The organism is Stenotrophomonas sp. STEN087 (assembly GCF_056759115.1).
On the sequence record NZ_JBRRCR010000076.1, the window covers coordinates 1 to 20,877 of the forward strand.

25 protein-coding genes are annotated in these 20,877 nt (G+C 68.4%); 8 read left to right on the forward strand and 17 right to left on the reverse strand.

The annotated features are described in order from the left end of the window. The first annotated feature begins 139 nt into the window (after positions 1–139). Positions 140–1,369: a DUF819 family protein gene (locus tag ACVOK1_RS16480; RefSeq protein WP_481562690.1), complete on the forward strand. Its 1,230-nt coding sequence runs from the start codon at positions 140–142 to the stop codon at positions 1,367–1,369. A gap of 70 nt (positions 1,370–1,439) precedes the next feature. Here the strand turns inward: ACVOK1_RS16480 and ACVOK1_RS16485 are convergent, their stop codons facing one another. Genes ACVOK1_RS16485 through ACVOK1_RS16505 form a run of 5 tightly spaced genes read right to left on the reverse strand, consistent with a single transcriptional unit; the run spans position 1,440 to position 4,468 of the window. Then, positions 1,440–1,919: a hypothetical protein gene (locus ACVOK1_RS16485; RefSeq protein WP_108768156.1), complete on the reverse strand. Its 480-nt coding sequence runs from the start codon at positions 1,917–1,919 to the stop codon at positions 1,440–1,442. A gap of 47 nt (positions 1,920–1,966) precedes the next feature. Then, positions 1,967–2,227 (reverse strand): cell division topological specificity factor MinE, encoded by a 261-nt coding sequence (gene minE / locus ACVOK1_RS16490; protein WP_079221044.1) that lies wholly within the window; start codon positions 2,225–2,227, stop codon positions 1,967–1,969. A 2-nt stretch (positions 2,228–2,229) separates the two neighbouring features. Then, complete coding sequence (minD, locus tag ACVOK1_RS16495) at positions 2,230–3,039, reverse strand: septum site-determining protein MinD (RefSeq protein ID WP_108755675.1); 810 nt, start codon at positions 3,037–3,039, stop codon at positions 2,230–2,232. Positions 3,040–3,074: 35 nt separating this feature from the next. Continuing rightward, positions 3,075–3,863 (reverse strand): septum site-determining protein MinC, encoded by a 789-nt coding sequence (gene minC / locus ACVOK1_RS16500; RefSeq protein ID WP_174213492.1) that lies wholly within the window; start codon positions 3,861–3,863, stop codon positions 3,075–3,077. Positions 3,864–3,871: 8 nt separating this feature from the next. Next, positions 3,872–4,468 carry a GNAT family N-acetyltransferase gene (locus ACVOK1_RS16505; RefSeq protein WP_108768158.1) on the reverse strand — a complete coding sequence of 199 codons (597 nt, stop codon included), beginning with the start codon at positions 4,466–4,468 and terminating at the stop codon, positions 3,872–3,874. 151 nt (positions 4,469–4,619) lie between these two features. Here ACVOK1_RS16505 and ACVOK1_RS16510 point away from each other — a divergent pair, with 151 nt between their 5' ends. The 4 genes from ACVOK1_RS16510 (at position 4,620) to ACVOK1_RS16525 (ending at position 8,233) form a co-directional block, all read left to right on the forward strand. Continuing rightward, a complete protein-coding gene (locus tag ACVOK1_RS16510; protein WP_108768159.1) occupies positions 4,620–5,813 on the forward strand; it encodes a sensor histidine kinase in 1,194 nt (397 codons plus the stop codon). Beyond that, entirely contained in the window at positions 5,813–6,454 is a 642-nt protein-coding gene (locus ACVOK1_RS16515; protein WP_079221048.1) for a response regulator, read from the forward strand. The genes ACVOK1_RS16510 and ACVOK1_RS16515 overlap by 1 nt, the downstream gene beginning before the upstream one ends. A 231-nt stretch (positions 6,455–6,685) precedes the next feature. Further along, positions 6,686–7,759, forward strand: coding sequence for a polyketide cyclase (locus ACVOK1_RS16520; protein ID WP_108768160.1), 1,074 nt, complete (start codon positions 6,686–6,688; stop codon positions 7,757–7,759). A gap of 102 nt (positions 7,760–7,861) precedes the next feature. Then, a complete protein-coding gene (locus tag ACVOK1_RS16525; protein ID WP_108768161.1) occupies positions 7,862–8,233 on the forward strand; it encodes a DUF423 domain-containing protein in 372 nt (123 codons plus the stop codon). A gap of 126 nt (positions 8,234–8,359) precedes the next feature. Here the strand turns inward: ACVOK1_RS16525 and ACVOK1_RS16530 are convergent, their stop codons facing one another. Genes ACVOK1_RS16530 through ACVOK1_RS16555 form a run of 6 tightly spaced genes read right to left on the reverse strand, consistent with a single transcriptional unit; the run spans position 8,360 to position 12,334 of the window. Continuing rightward, positions 8,360–9,163 (reverse strand): M15 family metallopeptidase, encoded by an 804-nt coding sequence (locus ACVOK1_RS16530; protein WP_481562691.1) that lies wholly within the window; start codon positions 9,161–9,163, stop codon positions 8,360–8,362. Between the two features lie 9 nt (positions 9,164–9,172). Continuing rightward, entirely contained in the window at positions 9,173–9,766 is a 594-nt protein-coding gene (locus ACVOK1_RS16535) for a PH domain-containing protein (RefSeq protein ID WP_481562692.1), read from the reverse strand. Then, the gene (locus ACVOK1_RS16540) at positions 9,763–11,052 is read right to left on the reverse strand and encodes an alpha/beta hydrolase (RefSeq protein ID WP_481562693.1); all 1,290 of its coding nucleotides are present in this window, start codon (positions 11,050–11,052) and stop codon (positions 9,763–9,765) included. The genes ACVOK1_RS16535 and ACVOK1_RS16540 overlap by 4 nt, the downstream gene beginning before the upstream one ends. A gap of 2 nt (positions 11,053–11,054) precedes the next feature. Then, positions 11,055–11,234: a DUF4177 domain-containing protein gene (locus ACVOK1_RS16545; protein ID WP_333628892.1), complete on the reverse strand. Its 180-nt coding sequence runs from the start codon at positions 11,232–11,234 to the stop codon at positions 11,055–11,057. Then, positions 11,231–11,410 carry a type II toxin-antitoxin system antitoxin gene (locus ACVOK1_RS16550; RefSeq protein ID WP_079221055.1) on the reverse strand — a complete coding sequence of 60 codons (180 nt, stop codon included), beginning with the start codon at positions 11,408–11,410 and terminating at the stop codon, positions 11,231–11,233. Before ACVOK1_RS16550 ends, ACVOK1_RS16545 begins: the two co-directional genes overlap by 4 nt. A gap of 42 nt (positions 11,411–11,452) precedes the next feature. Further along, positions 11,453–12,334: an SPFH domain-containing protein gene (locus tag ACVOK1_RS16555; protein WP_481562694.1), complete on the reverse strand. Its 882-nt coding sequence runs from the start codon at positions 12,332–12,334 to the stop codon at positions 11,453–11,455. Positions 12,335–12,466: 132 nt separating this feature from the next. On the opposite strand from ACVOK1_RS16555, the gene purT reads away from it, so the two are divergent. Further along, complete coding sequence (gene purT, locus ACVOK1_RS16560) at positions 12,467–13,654, forward strand: formate-dependent phosphoribosylglycinamide formyltransferase (RefSeq protein ID WP_313141317.1); 1,188 nt, start codon at positions 12,467–12,469, stop codon at positions 13,652–13,654. A 143-nt stretch (positions 13,655–13,797) separates the two neighbouring features. Here the strand turns inward: purT and ACVOK1_RS16565 are convergent, their stop codons facing one another. Together ACVOK1_RS16565 and ACVOK1_RS16570 are read right to left on the reverse strand one after the other, a co-directional pair. Then, the gene (locus ACVOK1_RS16565) at positions 13,798–15,012 is read right to left on the reverse strand and encodes an endonuclease/exonuclease/phosphatase family protein (protein WP_108768168.1); all 1,215 of its coding nucleotides are present in this window, start codon (positions 15,010–15,012) and stop codon (positions 13,798–13,800) included. Positions 15,013–15,050: 38 nt separating this feature from the next. Further along, on the reverse strand, positions 15,051–15,806 hold the full coding sequence (locus ACVOK1_RS16570) for an arginyltransferase (protein ID WP_108768169.1): 756 nt from the start codon (positions 15,804–15,806) through the stop codon (positions 15,051–15,053). Between the two features lie 163 nt (positions 15,807–15,969). Here ACVOK1_RS16570 and ACVOK1_RS16575 point away from each other — a divergent pair, with 163 nt between their 5' ends. Next, entirely contained in the window at positions 15,970–16,542 is a 573-nt protein-coding gene (locus tag ACVOK1_RS16575) for an EF-hand domain-containing protein (protein WP_481562695.1), read from the forward strand. A gap of 61 nt (positions 16,543–16,603) precedes the next feature. On the opposite strand, the gene ACVOK1_RS16580 is transcribed toward ACVOK1_RS16575, so the two are convergent. The 4 genes from ACVOK1_RS16580 to ACVOK1_RS16595 all read right to left on the reverse strand — a co-directional run bounded on the left by ACVOK1_RS16580 (position 16,604) and on the right by ACVOK1_RS16595 (position 20,266). Beyond that, the gene (locus ACVOK1_RS16580; protein ID WP_481562696.1) at positions 16,604–17,821 is read right to left on the reverse strand and encodes an RNA polymerase sigma factor; all 1,218 of its coding nucleotides are present in this window, start codon (positions 17,819–17,821) and stop codon (positions 16,604–16,606) included. Positions 17,822–17,967: 146 nt separating this feature from the next. Beyond that, a complete protein-coding gene (locus ACVOK1_RS16585; protein WP_481562697.1) occupies positions 17,968–18,477 on the reverse strand; it encodes a pathogenicity-like protein in 510 nt (169 codons plus the stop codon). 3 nt (positions 18,478–18,480) lie between these two features. Further along, positions 18,481–19,380: an acyl-CoA thioesterase II gene (gene tesB, locus ACVOK1_RS16590; RefSeq protein WP_108768173.1), complete on the reverse strand. Its 900-nt coding sequence runs from the start codon at positions 19,378–19,380 to the stop codon at positions 18,481–18,483. 109 nt (positions 19,381–19,489) lie between these two features. Further along, positions 19,490–20,266, reverse strand: coding sequence for an enoyl-CoA hydratase/isomerase family protein (locus ACVOK1_RS16595; protein WP_481562698.1), 777 nt, complete (start codon positions 20,264–20,266; stop codon positions 19,490–19,492). Positions 20,267–20,300: 34 nt separating this feature from the next. On the opposite strand from ACVOK1_RS16595, the gene ACVOK1_RS16600 reads away from it, so the two are divergent. Then, positions 20,301–20,747 carry a copper chaperone PCu(A)C gene (locus tag ACVOK1_RS16600; RefSeq protein WP_313145089.1) on the forward strand — a complete coding sequence of 149 codons (447 nt, stop codon included), beginning with the start codon at positions 20,301–20,303 and terminating at the stop codon, positions 20,745–20,747. Positions 20,748–20,877: the final 130 nt, after the last annotated feature.

Genomic DNA, 20,877 nt, shown 5'->3' on the forward strand with positions numbered 1-20,877 from the left:
CCCCCCCCCCACCCGCGGGGGCGCGCTTTTTCCCCCCCCCGGGTCGCCCCCCCCGCGGGCCCCCCCCCCCCGCCCCCGGGGGGGCCGGCCCCCCGTCCCCGGCCATCCGGCCCCCCCACCCCGTACCCAGAGCGCCTGCATGATCCAGAACGACATCGTCGTCTTCGGTTTGATCGCCGCCACCCTCGGTGCCGTGTTCTGGACCGCCTCGCGCGAACAAGGTGCGTGGAAGCGCTTCTACACCTTCGTGCCAGCCTTGCTGCTGTGCTACCTCATTCCCGGCATCTACAACACCGTCGGCCTCATCGACGGGCAGAACACCAAGCTCTACAACCCCATCGCACGCGACATCCTGCTGCCGGCGGCGCTGATCCTGCTGACCCTGGCGGTGGACATCAAGGGCATCCTGCGGCTGGGCCCGAAGCTGGTGCTGATGTACCTGGGCGCCTCCGCCAGCATCATGCTCGGCGCGGTGGTGGCCTTCCTGGTGATGCGCGCGATCCATCCCGATACCGTGGCCGGCGATACCTGGGCCGGCATGGCCGCACTGGCCGGCAGCTGGATCGGTGGCGGCGCCAACATGCTGGCGATGCGCGAAGTCTTTGATGTCAACGCGACCACCTTCGGCCAGTTCGCCGTGGTCGATGTCGGCGTGGGTTATGTGTGGATGGCCGCGCTGATCTTCCTGGCCGGGCGTGCGGCGAAGATCGATGCGCGCAGTGGCGCCGATACCTCGGCCATCGATGAACTGAAGGCGCGCATCGCGCGCTTCCAGGCCGAGCACGAGCGCATTCCCAGCCTGACCGACCTGATGCTGATCGTGGCGGTGGCCTTCGGCGGCGTCGGCCTGTCGCACGCCATCGGCGCGCCGCTCGCGGCATGGTTCAAGGCCAATGTCAGCTGGGCCTCGCAGTTCAGCCTGGATGCGCCGTTCGTGTGGGTGGTGGTGCTGTCGACCACGCTGGGCCTGAGCCTGAGCTTCACCCGCGCGCGCACCCTGGAAGGTGCGGGCGCCTCGCGCCTGGGCTCGCTGCTGCTGTACTTCCTGATCGCCTGCATCGGCATGCAGATGGATCTGCTGGCGCTGCTGGACCGCCCGTGGCTGTTCCTGCTCGGCATCATCTGGATCGCCGTGCACATCGCCCTGCTGTGGTGCCTGGGCAAGCTGCTGAAGGTGCCGTTCTTCTACTTCGCCATCGGTTCGCAGTCGAACATCGGTGGCCCGGCCTCGGCGCCGGTGGTGGCCGCGGCCTTCCATCCGGCATTGGCGCCGGTGGGCGTACTGCTGGGCACGATGGGCTATGCCACCGGCACGTACCTGGCGTACATCGTCGGCATCACCCTGCGCGCGCTGGCCGGGCAGGGCTGATCGTGGACGGGGTGATGGGGTCAGATCCCTTTTGCGCAGCAAAAGGGATCTGACCCCGGTTCACGGTGCGTCACGCCACCGGCAACCCGCGTTCGATCAACCACGCCCGCGCGTCTTCCGCGTCCTGCTCGAACCACGCCTTGGTCGACCCCAACCGGTACGTATACCCCCACGCATCCATGTCGGCCATCAGCTGTTCGCTGCCCACGCCGGGCAGCTGCCCGGCCAGCACGATCTGCAGGTAGCAGGTGGCATCTTCCTCGGGCACCGAGTCGGTGGCGTCGGTATGCACCTGCGCGCGCCGCTCCGGCGGCAGCACGATCAGGTGGCAGGCTTCGTGCAGCATCGAATGCACCGGCGTGTCGTCGCGCACGTAGACGTCGCTGGCGATGATGCCGGCCTCCGGTTCGCCCCAGTAGCTGCCGGGAATCGGCGCACCGGCCGCCACGTGGTGCAGGCGCAGGTCATGCGCGGCGAGCAGGCGCTGTGCATCGGCGAAGGCGATATCGCCGACGCGGGTGACGTTCGGTTCGGGTGCGGTGTCGGTCATGCGGGGTCACACGGCCCCGCCCATGCAGGCACGGGCGGGGCAGGGGGTCAGGGTTTTTCCGGGCCTTCGGGCAGCGCCACGGAGATGTCCAGCACGTCGTGCTGGCCATCCTTCACCAGGTCGACCTTCACCGCGTCGACGTCGATGTTGACGTACTTCTTGATCACTTCCAGCAGCTCGCGCTGCAGCAGCGGCAGGTAGTCCGGGCCGCCGCGGTTGCTGCGTTCCTGCGCGATGATGATCTGCAGGCGGTTCTTCGCGGTTTCGGCGGTGGTCTTCTTCGCTTTGAGGAAATCGAACAGGCCCATGCTTACCCTCCGAACAGCTTGCTGAAGAAGCCCTTCTTCTCGACGTTGGTGAAGCGCATCGGGCGCTCTTCGCCGAGGATGCGTGCAACGGCATCGTCGTAGGCCTGGCCGGCGGCCGATTCCACGTCCAGGATGACCGGCTCGCCCTTGTTGGAGGCATTGAGCACGTCGCCCGATTCGGGGATCACGCCGATCGCCTTCAGGCCCAGCACTTCCTCGACGTCGGCGATGCTCAGCATCTCACCGCTTTCCACGCGCACCGGGGTGTAGCGGGTAAGCAGCAGGAAGGCCGGCACGTTCTGGCCGGATTCGGCCTTGTGGGTCTTCGAATCCAGCAGGCCGATGATGCGGTCCGAGTCGCGCACCGAGGACACTTCCGGGTTCACCACGACCACGGCGCGGTCGGCGAAGTACATCGCCAGGAAGGCGCCCTTCTCGATGCCCGCCGGGGAGTCGCAGATGATGTAGTCGAAGCCGTCGGCGGCCAGGTCCTTCAGGACCTTGCCCACGCCTTCCTGGGTCAGCGCATCCTTGTCGCGGGTCTGCGAGGCAGCCAGCACGTACAGGTTGTCGAAGCGCTTGTCCTTGATGAGGGCCTGCTTGAGGGTCGCTTCGCCGTGCACGACGTTGACGAAGTCGTATACCACGCGGCGCTCGCAACCCATGATCAGGTCGAGGTTGCGCAGGCCGACGTCGAAGTCGATCACGGCCACCTTCTTGCCGCGCCGTGCGAGGCCGCAGGCCAGGCTCGCGCTGGAAGTGGTCTTGCCGACGCCGCCCTTGCCGGAGGTGACTACGATGATTTCAGCCAAAGGACTTCTCCTGATGATTCTGTTTTGGGGCTGCGTCAGTCCAGCGCAGCGATCTTGATCTGGTCCTGTTCCAGCCACACCTGCACGGCCTTGCCGCGCAGGTTGTCCGGCACATCGTCCAGTACCTTGTAGTGGCCTGCAATGGCGACCAGTTCCGCATGGAAATCACGGCAGAAAATACGTGCCGCGGTGTTGCCCTGGGCCCCTGCCAGCGCGCGGCCGCGCAGGGTCCCGTAGATATGGATGCTGCCGTCGGCGATGACCTCGGCGCCTGCGCCGACGGTGGCCATCACGGTCAGGTCGCAGTTTTCCGCGTACAGCTGCTGGCCCGAGCGCACGTTGCCCAGCTGCATGCGGCCCGGCTGCGGTGCGGCCGCATCGGCGGCGTTGCCCACCGGTGCGACGGGAGCCGGGGCCGGTTCGGCCTTGGCGGCGCGACGCGGTTCCGGTGCGGGCGCGGGCGGCGGCGGGGCCGGTTCGGCCTCGGCACGCTCGTACTGCGCGCGGAACTTGGCCAGCAACGGCAGGCCCAGCTGCTGCGAGAGCAGGTCGACCGCGGTGGTGCCATAGGCCAGCGCCACCGGCAGCACGCCGGCGCTGCGCAGCCCGTCCACCAGCGCCTGCGCGGTGGCCACGTCGGGCACCTGGCTCAGGCCGCCGAAGTCGAGGATGACCGCCGCACGGCCGAACAGCTTCGGCGCACGGTTCACCCGCTCCTGCATTTCCTGCACGAGGCGTTCGACATCAAGGGTACGGATGCGCAGGTTGGCGATGCCCACCTGGCCGATCTTCAGTTCACCGGCCTGTTCGTAATCGAAATTCACCGCCACGCTCAGGTCCCCGTCGGCCGCTGTGCCTGCACCGGCAGCTGCCGGTCACGCGCCCATGCCACATCCGGCAGCTTGCCGCCGTAGGTCTCGTGGACCCACGGGTAGCTGCACAGTTCCTTGGCCAGCATGCTGGCGCGCACGTCGACGTGCGGCATGGTGTTCTGGCCCAGCTCGCGGAAGCCGAAGCTGCCGTGGAAGAGCAGGGCGGCGTCGGCGCCGTGGTCCAGGAACACCTCGCAGGTCATCTGCGGGTAGCGCAGCTCGGCAAAGCTCTGCGCATCGGCATAGAACGCACGGCCGACGCCACCACCGCGACGGCGACTGGCGACCACGATGCGGTCGATATAGAAGAAGGGCGTGGCCAGCTGCTGCTTGAACCAGGCGAAGTTGCTGCTGTCGTGCTGGCTGTCGCTGCCGAAGCCGATCAGGAAGCCGGCCAGGTTGCCGTCGCGCTCGGCGACGCGGAAATACTCAGCGGTATCGTAGAACAGGTGCAGGCGTGCGGCATCCAGCGGAAGGATGGCCAGGCCAGCATTGTTGTTCAAAGCCAGGACGGAATCGAGCTCGTGCTCGCGCACGTCGCGGATGACAATCGACATTGTGACTCCGTGGGGTAACGCGGTTGGTCCATCAACGGACCCTGCGCACGATTATTGCATGCCCGGGGCGGGCTGCGGCATGAACAGGGGGAAGGGCATGCATGACTTCCGCCAGAGTGCAGCAGGAGGGCTTCAACCGTAGAGTGCTGGCATGTTGGGAGTCCTCAGCCATACCCGTGTCCTGCGACTGGCCGGCCTGTTCACCTGGGTCATGGTCGGCCTGCCCCTGGCCTATTCGCAGTTCGAGAACCTGCACGCCCGTGCCGACATGGGCGGCTGGGCCGTGCTGCTGTTCCTGGCCTACCTGTCCTTCGGCGCGGCCTACTTCCGCCTGACCCGCTCGCTGCGCAGCGACAGCCACACCACCTGGCTGGACCGCGGCCTGCTGCTGCTGCTCACCGTGTCCGCGCTGGGGGTCAGCTTCCTCAGCGGCTCGGGCCTGGGCAGCATCCTGATGATGGTCGCCGCCGGGGTCATCCCGTGGATGCTGTCGGTGCGGCTGGGCGTGCTGTGGCTGCTGGTCAGCCAGCTGGCGGTGGCGCCGGTCTATTACATGCTGCTGCGCTTCCCGCTGTTCGAGGCGGTGATGCAGTCGCTGCTGTATGGCGGCTTTTCCATGTTCATCTTCGTGACCAGCCTGGTCGCGCGGCAGCAGACCGAGGCCCGCGACGAGCAGCGCCGCCTGAACGCCGAGCTGCGCGCGACCCGCGCCCTGCTGGCCGAAAGCGCGCGGGTCAACGAGCGCACGCGCATCTCGCGCGAGCTGCACGACGTGCTGGGCCACCAGCTGACCGCGCTGACCCTGAACCTGGAAGTGGCCGGGCACCTGGCCGAGGGCCAGGCGCTGGAACACGTCAAGCGCTCGCACACCCTGGCCAAGCTGCTGCTGGGCAACGTGCGCGAGGTGGTCAGTCAACTGCGCGAGACCGGCGCCATCGACCTGGCCGCCGCGCTGCGCCCGCTGACCGAGAACGTGCCCTCGCTGGACATCGTGCTGGACGTGGAGGAGCCGCTGAACGTGGAAGACCCGCAGCGCGCCCACGTGCTGCTGCGCTGCACCCAGGAAATCATCACCAACGCGGTGCGCCACGCCCAGGCGCGCCACCTGTGGATCCGGGTGTACCGTGAGGTGCCGGGCCTGGTGGTGGTGGACGCCCGCGACGACGGCGTCGGCGCACAGATGGTCAATGCGGGCAATGGCTTGCGCGGGATGCGCGAACGCCTGCAACAATGTGGTGGCCAGCTGCAGGTGGATACCCACCCCGGCGAAGGCTTCCGCCTGCGGGCCACGGTTCCGGCAACGGTACTGGCGGCCCTCACCGAGGTTCCTGAAGGAGTGCGTTGATGATTCGCGTCTGCCTGGTCGATGACCAAACCCTGGTGCGGCAGGGAATCCGCTCCCTGCTGGCGCTCGACGACGGTATCGAAGTGGTGGCCGAGGCCGCCGATGGCCGCCAGGCCGTCGAACTGGTGCCGCAGGTGCGTCCGGACGTGGTCCTGATGGACATGCGCATGCCGGTGATGTCCGGCCTGGAGGCGCTGCAGGTACTGTCGCGCCAGGAGCAGCTGCCGCCGACCATCATCCTGACCACCTTCGACGACGACCAGCTGGTGCTGGCCGGGCTGAAGGCCGGTGCCAAGGGCTACCTGCTCAAGGACGTCACCCTGGCGCAGCTGGTCGGTGCCATCCGCACCGTGGCCGAAGGCGGTTCGCTGGTGCAGCCGGCGGTGACCCAGCGCCTGCTGTCGGGCCTGGAGCACATGCGCAACGACTTCGTCAGCCTGGACCGCCCGGACCCGCTGACCGACCGCGAGACCGAGATCCTGCGCCTGATGGCCAGCGGTTTCTCCAACAAGGAGATCGCCAATTCATTGGGGGTCGCCGAAGGGACCATCAAGAATCACGTGTCCAACATCCTGTCCAAGCTGGGGGTGCGCGACCGCACCCGCGCCGTGCTGAAGGCGTTCGAACTTCAGCTGGTCTGAAAAAGTCCTTTTGCGACAACGATTTGGGCCGAGCCCGGGGCGCCGGAGCGGGGTGCCCCCTACTTGCGGGGGCCCCGGATGCGTTACTCTTCAAAATCTTTGTCCATACAAATCCGCAGCCGGCACGGAAACCGGTGCGCCAATCCGATAAACAATGCCTGCGAAGCCTGCTAGGATTGGCGCTTCGCTTCAATCAACCCGGCCGTGGGATCGGCCCCGGAGACTCTCTGAATGACCCGTATTATCGAGTTCCTGATCGCCTTGGGGATCGTGGCTGGCCTGTTCGTCATTATTGGCGTCTGTCTGCCGGGCGAGCGTCACATCACCGAAAGCATCGAGACCAACCGCAAGATGACGATCGTGTACGACACGGTCAACAGCCTGCGCCGCTTCAAGGACTGGAACCCGCTGGTACTGCGCGATCCCGCCGTTGATCTGAAGCTGTCCGGCCCGGCCTCCGGCGTCGGTGCCACTCTCGACTTCTCCTCCAAGGACCTGGGCAACGGTTCCTGGAAGATCACCGAGTCGGAAGAGAACAAGCGCGTTGTGATCGCCGTCGAGGACCCGACCAAGGGCCACGACAAGGTCACCACGTTCACCCTGGAGCCGACCGGCAAGGGTGGCCGTAACGTCAAGATCACCCAGGATTACTCGGTGAAGTACGGCTTCGACCTGTTCGGCCGCTACGCAGGCCTGTATGTCAGCCGCCAGATCGGCGATGACATCAAGATGGGTCTGTCGCGCATGGCGAACATGCTGGCCACCGTGCCGAACGTCGATTACCGCACCGCCGAAGCCCCGCTGACCGATCTGGCGATCGTGGAAGTGCCGGCCGAAGACCTGCTGGTCGTCAACGCCGGTAACGTCGACCGCGGCCAGGACACCATCACCAAGTCCATCAAGGACAACCAGGAGTGGATCAAGCGCGTGATGGAGGCCAATGGTCTCGAAGCCGCTGGCCCGTTCCGCATCATCACCACCGATTTCGGTGCTGAGAAGTACGCCTTCGACATCGCCCAGCCGGTGAAGAAGAAGGGTACCGAAGGCACTGCCGCTGAAGAACTCAGCGTCAAGATCGACGGTGGCGCACCGGTGAAGTACGTCCGCGTTGCTCCGCATCGTTCGGCCCACGCGGCCTACACCGGCCACATGGCTGGCCTGGACATCGCCCGCAACGCACTGCGTGCCTGGGCTGTGACCAACGGTTCGGAAGTGGTCGATCGCCCGTACGAATCCTGGAAGGACGGTCTGGACAAGTCGTTCACCCCGGAAGGTACCTACGACATCTACTGGGCCGTCAAGTAAGCCTCGGCTGACCCATGTAATGTTGGATACGAAAACGCGCCGCTTCCTGCGGCGCGTTTTTTTTTGATCTGCGCCCCGTGGGGCGCTGCGCAAGGAGCAGTCATGTTCAATCCGGAACGACGCGCGCGTAAGCCTTCCCTGCTGGCCTGCCTGGGCGCGCTGCTGGCAGCGGCCTCGATCGGCCTGTCCGCCTACGCGGCGCACGGCGTGGCCGATCCGCTGGCCCAGCAGCATCTGAACATGGCCGCGCTGTATGCCTTCGCCCACGGCGCGGTGCTGCTGGCGTTGGGCCCGCGCGCGCAGGGGGCGATCGCCCACCTGGGGCTGTATGTGCTGCTGCTGGGCGTGCTGCTGTTCTCCGGCAGCCTGGCCGGTGCGGCCCTGTGGCAGTGGCCGACGCGGCTGGCGCCGGTGGGCGGCACCACGCTGATGGCAGGGTGGGTGCTGCTGGCGATCAACGCGCTGAGGCGCTGACGGCCGTTGCGACCATGGCCGCCGGGCATGGCCCGGCGCTACCCGGTGGGTCAGCGTGAACCGTGTAGAGCCGAGCCCATGCTCGGCTGCGTTTGATCGGGGCCGACCATGGGCTTGGCGCTACAGTCAGCCGTTCCAGCACCAGTGCCACGGCTCGTAGACGATGCCGTGCGGGTTGTCGCGGGGGTAACTCAGGCTGAAACCATGCGCTCCGGCATTCGCCTGCAGCCAGGCAAACGCGTCCGTTGCTTCGAAGGTTTCTTCGGCCGGGGCATCGCCCGGCGTGCCGATGTCCAGCGCGTGGCCGCTGTGGTGTTCACTGAACCCCGGTGCCGCGTTGACCTTGAGGATCTCGGCCACGCCCAGCCCACGCGCGAGTTTCCGTTCGAAGATGCCCAGCTGGTAGGCGTGGCTGCGGAAGCCGGAGATCGCATCCAGCGCCACCCCATCGCGCGCGGCATGAACGCGCATGCGGCGCCAGCCCTGCGCGGCACCACGGCGCAGCCACAGCGGTCGGCCGAAGCGGTCGCGGCCAGCAGAATGCAGCACGCAGGGTTCGGCTTCCAGCGCCAGGCCGCTGTCCTGCGCGTATTCCTGCACATCCAGCCCCAGCTGCTGCAGGCGCTGCTGCAGGCCGGCCAGCGGCAGCCACTGTGCGTCCAGGGTCGCCGCAAACGGGCGCGCTTCGGCAGCGCCGTCCAGCAGTGCCAGTGCATCTTCCACGCCGGGTTCGCGCGGCAGGTGCGGCACCAGCGAATGCACGCCCTGCGGCAACACCGCGGCTAGGTAGCGGCCATCGCGCTTGCGCCGCAGCACCCAGCGCGCAAGCGCCAGCAGGCGCGCATCGAGGTTGCTGCGCGCACGCAGCAGGGCGGCCGGCCACAGTTCCACGGCCTCGGTGTTGATCAGCAGGGGGGCATGACGGTGCATGCCCGCAGCTTACTGCGGTGGCGTGGTGCCAGCCACCTTGCGCAGCGCGTCCAGCAGGGCATGTGGCCGGTCCAGGCTGAGCAGCAGGGTGCTGCCGCCGCGCACCGGAATCACCAGCGTGTGCTGGCGATCAGTAATCAGGGCAAAGCCCTTGCTGCCGCCCTGCAGGCGGAAGTGCCCGGAATAGAAGCCCGGCATCGAGTAGCCGTTGGTCTTCATGCGCAGGCCATAGCGGCGGTCGCGGCCAAGGTCGACCACCTCGGCCTGGTCCAGCTGCATCTGCGCCACCGGCGTGCGGCGACGGTACAGGGTCGAGCGCACGTCCAGCACATCGCCCGCCAGGCTGACCCGGCGGCGGAAGAACGCGACGCCCAGGCCCGCACCGATCAGCACCAGCGTCGCCAGGCTCCAGGCCGCGCTGCCCCACATCCGGAAGAACGGCGGCGACAGGGTGATTTCCATCCACGGCGCATCGGCGGGTGCGTCCTTCAGTTCGGCCCAGACACAGAGGGCAAAGACCACCAGCAGCGGACCGAGGATCCACAGCACGCGCAGCGGCGAACTCTCTGCAATGTCGAACGTGCGCGGATCGCTGCCACTCATCGCTGCGCCTCCACCCAGTGCGCCACATCGGCGATCAGCGCCGGGTCGACGTGCCCTGGCTGGGCGTACTCCTTCAGCGAGCTCGGGCCGGTGCCGGCCACGCCGATATGGTTCAGGGCCGGGTAGGCCTGCCACTGCACATCCTTGCGGCCCTGCAGCGCCTGCTTCCACAGCTGCCAATCGGCGTCGGGCACCTGGAAATCGCGGCCACCGTGCAGCATCAGCAGCGGCGTGCGCAGTGCCTTGGCATCGGCCCGAGCGTTGACTGCTTCGATGCTCTTCCAGAACGTCTGCGGCACGCCCAGCGGCAGTTCGCTGGCGGCGACCGGTGCGCTGCCGCGGGCGGCGGCGATCTGGGCGTCCAGTTTGTCCAGGAAGGCCTGTTCCGGCGCGCTGATGTCACCGTCCAGGCTGAGCAGGTAGCGGTTCTGCTCGGGCAGCAGGTCCAGCAGCGTGCGTGCCGGCGCGGCCCAGAGGATCGCGCCGCGCGCCTGCGGCCAGCGGCTGGCGATGCGCGGGGCCAGCATGCCGCCCTGGCTGTGGCCGAGCACGAACACGCGGCGGCCATCGATGCGCGGATCGGCGGCGAGCGCGGTCAGTGCGGCCACCGCGTCATCGGTGGTTTCGTCATCGACGGTGAAACTGCCGCCCTGGAAATCCTGCGGGCGGGCGAGGGTGCGCTTGTCGTAGCGCAGCACCGCGATGCCCTGCGCGGCCAGGCCGCGGGCGATGTCCAGGAATGGGCGGCTGGCGCCGATCGTTTCGTCACGGTCCTGCGGGCCCGAGCCATGCACCAGCAGCACCGCCGGGAACGGTCCCTTGCCCTTCGGCAGGGCCAGCGTGCCCGGCAATGCGCCGCGCGCCTGCGCCACGCTGAAATCGGCCTCGCTGTAGTTCGCGTCGACCGGCGGCGGCGCTGCCTTGGCTGCCGGGGCAGGGCGCAGCATCAGGCCGGCGACCTTGTCCTGCGCGTCCACTGCGACCTGCGCGACCACCGCGCCGCTGGCGAACTGCAGCGGTACCTCCACCACGTGCACGCCCTGCTGTTCGCTGCTGTGGGCAGCGCCGCGCTGCTTCAGCTCACCCAGCGATTGCCACAGCGCCTGCAGCTTGTCGGCCGGCACGGCGCTGGCCATCTGCGGGGTGAACATCGCTTCGGCCTCGGCCATGCGCCCGGCCTGCAGGTGGTCCAGCAGCTGCGAGGCCACCTGCTGCGGCTCGGCGGCGAGGGCGTTGCCGCTGAAGGCGGCCAGTGCGACGGCGAACAGGTAGCAGTGCAGGCGCATGGTTACTGCTCCTTCTTGAAGATCAGCATGGCCGGGCGCATCGGCGCCGGGATGATGATGTTGACCAGTTCCCAGCCGAGCTGGCCCTGGCGGCTCAGTTCGGCCTGGATGTCCTCCGGCTTCTGCAGGCCCATCAGCGATGTTTTGACTTCAACGGTCAGGTAGCTCCAGCGCTTGCTCATTCCTTGTCCTCCGACGATGGCTTGGGTTTCGGCAGGCGTCCTGCCTTGCGCAGGGCGTCGCGCAGCACGTATTCGATCTGCGCGTTGAGGCTGCGCAACTCGTCGTCAGCCCAGCGCTGCGCGGCGGCCAGGACATCGGCGTTGATACGCAGCGGATAGGCTTTCTTCTCACTCATGCAAGCTCCTGGCGGGGCGGTGGAGCGCCCCGTTGCGAGGGTTCAGTACAGCGAACCAGCGTTGACGATCGGCTGGGTGCCACGGTCCGAGCACAGCACGGTCAGCAGGTTGCTGACCATGTGCGCCTTGCGTTCCTCATCCAGCTGCACCACGCCGTTCTTCTGCAGTTCGGCCAGGGCCATTTCAACCATGCCCACGGCACCGGCGACGATGCGGGTACGCGCGGCGATCACCGCGTTGGCCTGCTGGCGCTGCAGCATTGCCTGGGCGATCTCGGCGGCGTAGGCCAGGTGGCTGATGCGCGCGTCGATCACCTGCACGCCGGCATCGGCCAGGCGCTCGGCCAGCTCGTTCTTCAGGTGCTGGGAAATCTCGCTGGCGTGGCTGCGCAGGGCCAGCTGGCCCTCTTCATGCTGGTCGTACGGGTAGCTGGTGGCCATCGCGCGCAGGGCGGATTCGGACTGGATGTGCACGAAGCTCTCGTAGTCGTCCACGTTGTAGACCGCCTCGGAGGCATCGATCACCTGCCAGACGATCACCGCGGCGATCTCGATCGGGCTGCCGTCCAGCTCGTTGACCTTCAGCTTGCCGCTTTCGAAGTTGCGCACGCGCTGGCTGACCCGGCGCTTGCTGTAGAAGGGGTTGTTCCAGCGCAGGCCGTTGTCCTTGACGGTGCCCACGTACTTGCCGAACAGGCTCAGCACCGCCGCCTGGTTGGGCTGCACGGTGTACAGGCCGGCCATGGCGAAGATCGCCAGCGCGCCGATCAGCAGCCCGCCGAACAGCATCAGCAGGTTGGGCGAGCCGGTGCTGGCCTTGGCTGCGATGCCGAGCACGAACAGCGCACCGCCGGCCAGGACGACCAGCAGGGTGAGGGCCAGCATGCCCAGGCCGCTGGGGGAGGAGAGCGACTTCTCTTTCATGGCAGTACGTCCTTGAGGGTTCGGAAAAAAGATATCAAATTGATATCAGTCCGCAAGTGCCGTTCGTCGGCTGGCCGGGGGCAGACCGGCTAGAATGCCCACCCGCCTTCACATCGCTGCCGGACCCCCGCCATGGCCAAGCTTGGAACCCCGTTGTCCCCCTCCGCCACCCGCGTACTGCTGCTGGGCTCGGGCGAACTTGGCAAGGAAGTGGCCATCGAACTGCAGCGCCTGGGCGTGGAGGTCATTGCCGCCGACCGCTATGCCGATGCCCCGGCCATGCAGGTCGCGCACCGCTCGCACGTGATCGACATGCTCGATGCGATGGCGCTGCGCGCGCTGATCGCCCAGGAACAGCCGCACCTGGTGGTGCCGGAAATCGAGGCCATCCACACCGAGACCCTGGTCCAGCTGGAACAGGAGCAGGGCCTGCGGGTGATCCCGACCGCACGCGCCGCACGCCTGACCATGGACCGCGAAGGCATCCGCCGCCTGGCCGCCGAGACCCTGGGCCTGCCGACCTCGCCGTACCGCTTCGTCGATACCGAAGCCGAGTACCGCGCCGCCGTGGCCGCCATCGGCCTGCCGTGCGTGGTCAAGCCGGTGATGTCGTCCTCCGGCAAGGGCCAGAGCACCCTGCGCAGCGAGGCGGACATCGCCCCGGCGTGGGACTACGCGCAGACCGGCGGCCGTGCCGGTGCCGGCCGCTGCATCGTCGAGGGCTTCATCGATTTCGATTACGAGATCACCCTGCTGACCGTGCGCCATGCCGGCGGCACCTCGTTCTGCGCGCCGATCGGCCACCTGCAGAAGGACGGTGACTACCGCGAAAGCTGGCAGCCGCAGCCGATGTCCAGCGCGGCGCTGGCGCGTGCGGAGGAGATCTCGCGCGCGATCACCGACGACCTCGGCGGCTGGGGCCTGTTCGGCGTCGAGCTGTTCGTGAAGGGCGACGAGGTGTGGTTCAGCGAAGTCTCGCCGCGCCCGCACGACACCGGGCTGGTGACCCTGGTCTCACAGGAGCTGAGCGAATTCGCCCTGCACGCACGCGCGATCCTGGGTCTGCCGATTCCGGTGATCCGCCAGAGCGGCCCGTCGGCCTCGTGCGCGCTGCTGGCGCATGGCGAAGGCGTGCCGTACTTCAACAACGTGGCCGCTGCGCTGCAGGTGCCGGACACCGCCGTGCGCCTGTTCGGCAAGCCGAGTGTGCATGGCCACCGCCGCGTGGGCGTGACCCTGGCGCGTGCGGAAAGCATCGACGAAGCGCGTTCGATCGCGCGTGATGCCGCCGAAGCCATCGGCGTCGAGCTGCGCCCGTAAGAAGGTAGCGCCGGGCCATGCCCGGCGCTGCATCCCGGTAGGTACCGACCGTTGGTAGGTGCTCTTCATCCCGGTGGGTACCGACCGTTGGTCGGTACGCTTTTCATGCTTGAAAGCCGCCGGGCATGGCCCGGCGCTACCGGTTATTTGACGTCCACCCACACCAGGTGGTGGTCGCTGCCGTCGGCGATCTTCGCTTCCGGGCTTTCATTGGCCGGCCAGAAGATGCCGCTGCCGACGTACTCGAAGCCGGTCGAGGGCAGCACGTAATCCAGGCGCATGGTGCCGGACTTCGGGCCGAAATCGCCGGTGGCGTGGAACGGCGCGCCCTTGCGCACGATGCCCTTGGCCGCATAGGCCAGGCTGGTCTGCTCGCCACCGACGCTGCGCGGGGTGGGGTAGCGCAGCACGCGCGGGTTCTCGATCAGGTTGACGATGGCGTCGTGGCGGCCGTCGCCGTCCACCGGGTCGTTGTTCAGATCGCCGAAGATCACGAAGCGCGCGTCCTGGGCCAGGCCGCCGCAGTGGCCCTTGTCATCGCACAGCCACGGCTTGTCGCCAGCCGACAGGTATTCCTGCCACAGGCGCAGTTCGTCGTGGTTGCGCGCGGCATTGCGCTTTTCCGGGCCATCGAACACCGGCGGCGTCGGGTGCGAGACCAGCGCGTGGACCACGCCGCCCGGGGTCTTCACCGGCACGTCCCAATGCGACTTCGAGGACAGGCGCAGCTGCGACCACACCTGGTCGTTGTAGAAGCTCTTGCCGGTGCGCGGGTCGACCGGACGGATCGCGCCGGGCATCGTGCTCCACTTCAGCAGCTGGAAGCTGCGCACCTTGGCTTCGTCGATCGGGTAGCGCGACAGCACCAGCATGCCGTACTGGCCCGGGTGCAGGCCGTAGCCCCAGGCGTCGTTGCCGCGGCTGCGGCCTTCGCCGCCGACCGTGCCGTTGCCGTCCAGGTCCAGGCCGCTGGGCACGCCGGTGTTGACCGGGGCCAGGTAGCGGTAGGCGAAGTGCAGCGGCTTGCCGCCGCCGGGCTGGGCCACTTCCAGGTAGCGCTTCTGGAACAGGTCGGCGGCGCGGTGGGCGTCGTCGAAGTCGAACTCGTTCAGCAGCACCAGGTCGGGGCGCACCTGCTGCAGCACCGCGGCGATCTTGCGCGCGTGCTCGCTGTTGCCTTCCAGTTCCTTGATCAGGCCGCCGGCATCATCCGAATACAGCGAGGTGTTGTAGGTGGCCAGGCGCAGCGTCGAGGACGGCTTTTCGGTCATCGCAGGGGACTTGGCGAAGGCGGGGGCGCTGGCGCCGCAGAGCAGGGCCAGGGCGAGGATCAGGGGATGGCGGCGGGTGATGTTCATGGGCCGTATTGTGCACCCGGCCCGGTGTCAGCGGTTTGTCAGCGTCCGTCCAGATCGCTGTCGAAATCATGCCAGCGGCGGCCGTCGTAGGCCTCCAGCGGGCGGTAGCGACGCTTGTAGTCCATCTTCTGGTGGTCGCGGATCCAGTAGCCGAGGTACAGGTGCGGCAGGCCCTCGCGCCGGGCCCATTCGATCTGCTGCAGGATGGCGAAGGTGCCCAGGCCGCGCGCGGCATGGTCCGGGTCGAAGAAGGTGTAGACCGCCGACAGGCCGTGCTCGGTCACGTCGGTCACCGCCACCCCCAGCAGCTGGCTGGGCTGGCCGTCGTGGCCGGGCAGGCGCATCTCCAGGAAGCGGGTATGCGACCAGCTGCCGATCAGGAACTGCTCGAACTCGTGCGGGCCGTGGTCGTCCATGCCGCCGTTGGCGTGGCGATGGGTCAGGTAGCGGTGGTACAGGTCGAACAGGTCCTGGCGCGGCATGGCGGCGGTGATGCGCACCTCCAGGTCGGCATTGCGCGCGGCGCAGCGGCGCTGGCTGCGGTCGGCGGCAAAGCGCGCCACTGGAATACGCACGGCCACGCAGGCATGGCACTGCGCGCAGTGCGGGCGGTAGACCAGGTCGCCACTGCGGCGGAAGCCCCAGCTCAGGGCCAGCGGGTACAGCCCGCCCAGGCGGCGGTCCTGCGGGTCCAGCACCAGATCGCGCGCAACGCGGTCCGACCAGTACCCGCAGGGGTGCTCGCCGGTCTGGAACAGTCTCAGTTCGTCGTCTCTGTCGCCGTGGATCGCCATGGGCACAGCATAGCCCCAGCGTGTCGCAATGGCCGCGACTGTCCGCCGGATGAACGGAACCGGCCGCTGCGTCAACCGATGTCGTGGTCGGGCGTTGTTGTCTCCCGAGGGTGAAGTGATCACCTCGACGCAATGACGTAATCCCCATACCAGGAGTGACTCCATGATCCGTACCCCCCTGCTGCTGGCCCTGCTGCTGGGCACCTCCGCCACCGGCATCGCCCTGGCCGCCGATACCCCCGCCAACCCGAACGCCCCGGCGCAGCGTCATGCCAAGCTGGACACCAATGGCGATGGCGTCATCGACCGCAGTGAAGCCGCCGCCAACCCGCGCCTGGCCGCGAAATTCGACGAGCTGGACAAGAACAAGGACGGCAAGCTGTCGCGTGACGAGCTGCCGCGCTGGAAGCATGGCCGTCGTGGTGGCCCGGGCGCCTGGATGGCCAAGCTGGACGTGAACAAGGACGGCCGCATCAGCCGTGAGGAAGCCAAGGCCGACCCGCGCCTGGCTGCGCGCTTCGACCAGATGGACGTCAACAAGGACGGCTACCTGGACAAGGCCGACCGCGAGCTGCGCATGAAGCAGCGCCGTGATGCCTGGTTCGCTGCCGCCGACACCAACAAGGACGGCCAGCTGAGCAAGGCCGAGTTCGATGCCGCCAAGGGCCCGATGCACGGTGGCCCGCGCCACGGTGGCCCGCGTGATGGCAACGCACCGAAGCCGCCGCGCAGCTGATCGCGCGTACTTCGGGTTCCCACATCGCCGGCATCATGCCGGCGTTGTCCGTTCCGGGGCCTCAAAGCCGCCCGCTGCGCACCAGCGAATACACCAGCAGGCCGACCACGATCACGTTCATCACCAGCACGCCGGTCCGCCCGTAGGCCAGCTCGTACTGCCAGTTGATCGCCGATCGACCCTTGCGCGCGGCGTCGCGCGCGATCAACGGTTTCATGATCCGCTGCAGTGGCACCAGACACTGGTAGTTCACTACGCCCAGGCCGATGACCAGGAGGGCAAGCTGCAGCCACAGCGGCACCGCCAGCATCAGCGAGACCAGCAGGCTGGTACAAACGACCATCGCAGTGAACGTGTTGAGGTGCACGAACCGCCGCACCTTGGCCTGCTCCTGCGGCGTGTCTGCAAAGCGCAGCAGGAAGCGGCCGCCGAGATAGCTGCCGGCGACGCCGCCGATCACGCCACCGGCAATGGCGGCCCAGTTGCTGGCGGGAATCAGATGCAGTTGGCTGGCAGCGGCGGTCAACGAACCCATCGCGGCACCGCCCGCGGCGCTGACCCCACCCAGGCCCAGCTTGCTGCCGCCCACGCCCACCCCGGTGCCGAGCAGGATCGCTGCGCTGGCCGTGCCCGGTGCAGCGATCAGCACCATCGACACCACTGTTGTCGCGAACGCGGCACTGGGCGCACTGCTGCGGGCGAAATCGCCGAAGCGCTGCAGCAGGCCGTCGCGCACCTGCGCGCGGGCACGTGACAGGCGCTTGCGCACGGCTGCATCGCTGAGGCCGAGCAGATCGGCCACCTGCTGTGAGCGCTGGCCCTCGCGGTAGTAGAGCAGCAGCACTTCGCGGCTGTCGCTGGGCAGGGCGGAGATGATGTCCTCGGCGGCCACTTCTTCTTCCAGCCGCTGCAGGCAGTCGGCCGCGCCCGGCGTCGGGTCGGCGGCCATGCCCAGCGCGACCTCGGCGGCATCGCCGGTCAGCGGGCGGCCGCGCTGCGCGCGCAGCCAGTCGCGGGCCAGGTTGCGGGTGATCTGCCGCAGCCACGGCAGGAAGCTGGTCGAGCTGCGCAGCTGGTGCAGCTGCTGCCAGCCTTTGACGAAGGCCTCCTGGGCGATGTCCTCGCTGGCCTGGCGGTCGCGGGTGATCGCCAGGGCGATGGCGGTGACCGTGTTCTGGCAGGCCAGCACGATGCGCCCATAGGCGTGCTGGCAGCCAGTGCTGGCCGCCAGCAGCTCGCGTTCAAGCGTCTCGTCGATCGTTGCAGCGAAAGTCGTCATGGCGGCAGCTCCTGCTGGGATTGTGTCCCAAGACGGAGCTGCGCGCCCGATGTGACCGGTTCGCGCCCTGGTAGCGCCGGGCCATGCCCGGCGGCTTTTCTGTCAGGCCGCTGCGCTCGCCGGGCATGGCCCGGCACTACCCGTTGTTACGTCGACGGCTGGATGCGGACCCGGACTTCTTCCTCTTCCGGCGGCGCCTGCGGGGCCGGCTGCGCCTGCTGCGGCTGTGCCTGCGGGGCCGGGGCCGGTGCGGCGGGAGCCGGGGCGCCGCGGTGGCGCAGGCCGATCACCAGCGCCACGCCGGCGATCACCACCAGCAGGGCGATGCGGATGCGCCAGGCCCAGCCGCGGCCACTGCCGGTGGTCTCGGCGGTATCGCGGAACGCGAATTCGGCGGTCGGGTGGTCGCGGCGGGTGGTGTCGAGCAGGCGTGCGTCACGCAGGATCTCGCGTGCACGCGGCTGGTCGTCGGCACGCACGATCCACACCGCCGGGTAGCCGTGGCTGTTGCCCAGGTCGGTATAGCTGAACTGGCCACGGCGACGGGTCTTGTACGAGCGGCCGTTGGTCACCTTCACTTCGATGTCGTGGCTGCGCAGCAGCTCGGCCACGCCCTCGACGGTTTCCACGCGCTGGCTGCTGAAAATCTGGCGCATTGCTTACTCCTTGGCCGGCACGGCGGCCGCGGCATCCTGGTCCGGTACCACGCGGATCAGGCCTTCCTGGGCGGTGCTGGCCACCAGCACGCCATCACGGGTGAAGAACTGGCCGCGGGCCAGTCCGCGCGAATCCTGCGCGCTGGGGCTGTCCAGCGAATACAGCAGCCAGTCGTCGGCGCGGAACGGGCGGTGGAACCAGATCGCGTGGTCCAGCGAGGCCATCTGCACGTGCGGGTGGTAGTAGCTGATGCCATGCGGGAACGTGGCCGTGCCCAGCAGGTGGAAATCGGAGGCGTAGGCCAGCAGCGCCTGGTGCAGCTCGGGCGCATCGCCGACCGGTTCGCTCAGGCGCAGCCACACCTGGTGGTAGGGCGGGCGCTTGGGCGGGTTCAGTTCGTCGCGCGGGTAGACGTGGCGGAACTCGAACGGGCCGCCGCGCGAGAGCCAGCGCTGCACCTTGATCGGCAGCCGCTCCAGCACCTCGGCCGGCAGCGGGCGGTTCGGTTCGATGTCCTCCGGCTGCGGCACCTCGGGCATCTTGTGCTGGTGCTGGGCACCGGTCTCGGCCTGCTGGAACGAGGCCGCGCAGAAGAAGATCACCTTGCCGTGCTGGATCGCGGTGACCCGGCGCACGGAGAAGCTGCCGCCATCGCGGGTGCGGTCCACGTCATAGACGATGGGGTGGTCGATGTTGCCGGCGCGCAGGAAATACGCGTGCAGCGAGTGCACGTGGCGGCCGTTGTCGACCGTGGCCTGTGCAGCGGCCAGCGCCTGGCCCAGCACCTGGCCACCGAACACGTACTTGGTGCCGATGTCGCGGCTCTGCCCGCGGAACAGGTTGTCCTCCAGCCGCTCCAGGGTGAGCAGGTCGATCAGCTCGGAGACGACGGGTTCGGGCATGTCGTTCAAGGGGGCGGCCACAGCAGTGAAGAAGGCTCGATTATACCGGTCAGGGGTCGGATCCCTTTCGCTTTGCGAAAGGGCTCTGACCCCAGGCGAGGCGCGGCGGTTACTTGCCCAGCCTTGCCACCAGCGCCTGCAGGGCATTCTGCGCATCCGGCGCGAACCAGGCCTCGACGAACCGGTCCAGCTGGATCAGGTCCGGGTGCAGCGCCTCCTGCAGGTCGGCACGGGCCACCGCGCGGGTCAGCAGCATCGGCTGGCGCGGCTGCTTCAGCAGGTTCTGCAGCCAGGCAATGGCGCGTGCCACCACCAGGTCGCCCTCGGCCAGTTCATCGACCAGGCCGATCTGCAGCGCCTGTTCGGCCGGCACCAGCGCACCGGTGGCGAGCAGGATGCCCGAACGGTGCACGCCCACCGCGCGGCGCAGCAGGCGCTGGATGCCTTCGGGCGCCACCAGGCCCACCTGCACCTCGTTCAGGCCGATGGCATAGGGGCGGGCCGGGTCGGCACTGCGCGCCATCACCCGGTAATCGCAGCACAGCGCCAGCACGCAGCCGCCGGCCGGCGCATGGCCGGTGATGGCCGCCACCACCGGGATGCGGCTCTCGGCCACGCTGCGCACCGCGCCGAAGAAGGCGTTCCAGCTGTCCAGCAGCTTGTGCTTGTCATCGCCGTGGGAGAGCAGGTGCGGCACGTCCATGCCACCGGTGAAGACCCGCTCGCTGCCCGACAGCACGATGCCGTGCGCGTCCTCGGCCATGGCCAGCTCGATGGCGTGGATCAGCTGCCGGCACAGTTCGGTGTCCAGTGCGTTGACCGGTGGCCGCGCCAGGCGCAGTTCGCGGATGGGGCCATGGTTGATCACCTCGATGAGCGTCGTCATGCTGCGGTCTCGTTGCGGACAGGAATCTGAGGCGATGATAACCAAACCATTCGTTGGCGTATTGTTGCTGCTGTGTGCGGGCGCAGCATCGGCGGCCACCGCCGTGCCGGCCTGCGTCACCGTGCAGCAGGGCTGGGCGCGCCTGCCGCCAAACCCGGCCATGCCGATGACCGCTGGCTACGGGGTGATCCACAACGGCTGCGCCAAGGCGGTGGCCATCAGCGGCGCACGCAGCGCCAGCTTCGGCGACGTGTCGCTGCACGAAACCACGATCGTCGATGGGGTCAGCCGCATGCGTGCGGTCGAGCGCCTGCCGCTGGCACCGGGCGCGCGCGCCGAGCTCAAGCCGGGCGGCCTGCACCTGATGCTGATGGAGGGCAAGGGCGCACTGAAGGAAGGGCAGGTCGTGCCGCTGCAGCTGCAGCTGGAGGGCGGTGGCGAAGCCAGCGTGACGCTGACGGTGCGCAAGGCCGCGCCGTAACGCGTCGCCCGTTCCGCGGGGGCGGGGCCCGGGGGGCCCCCCCCCGGACGGGCCCGGCAAGCCCGGGGGGCGGGGGGGGGGGGGCGGGGGGGGGTGGGGCCGGGGGGCGCGGGAGCCGCCGCGGGGGGGG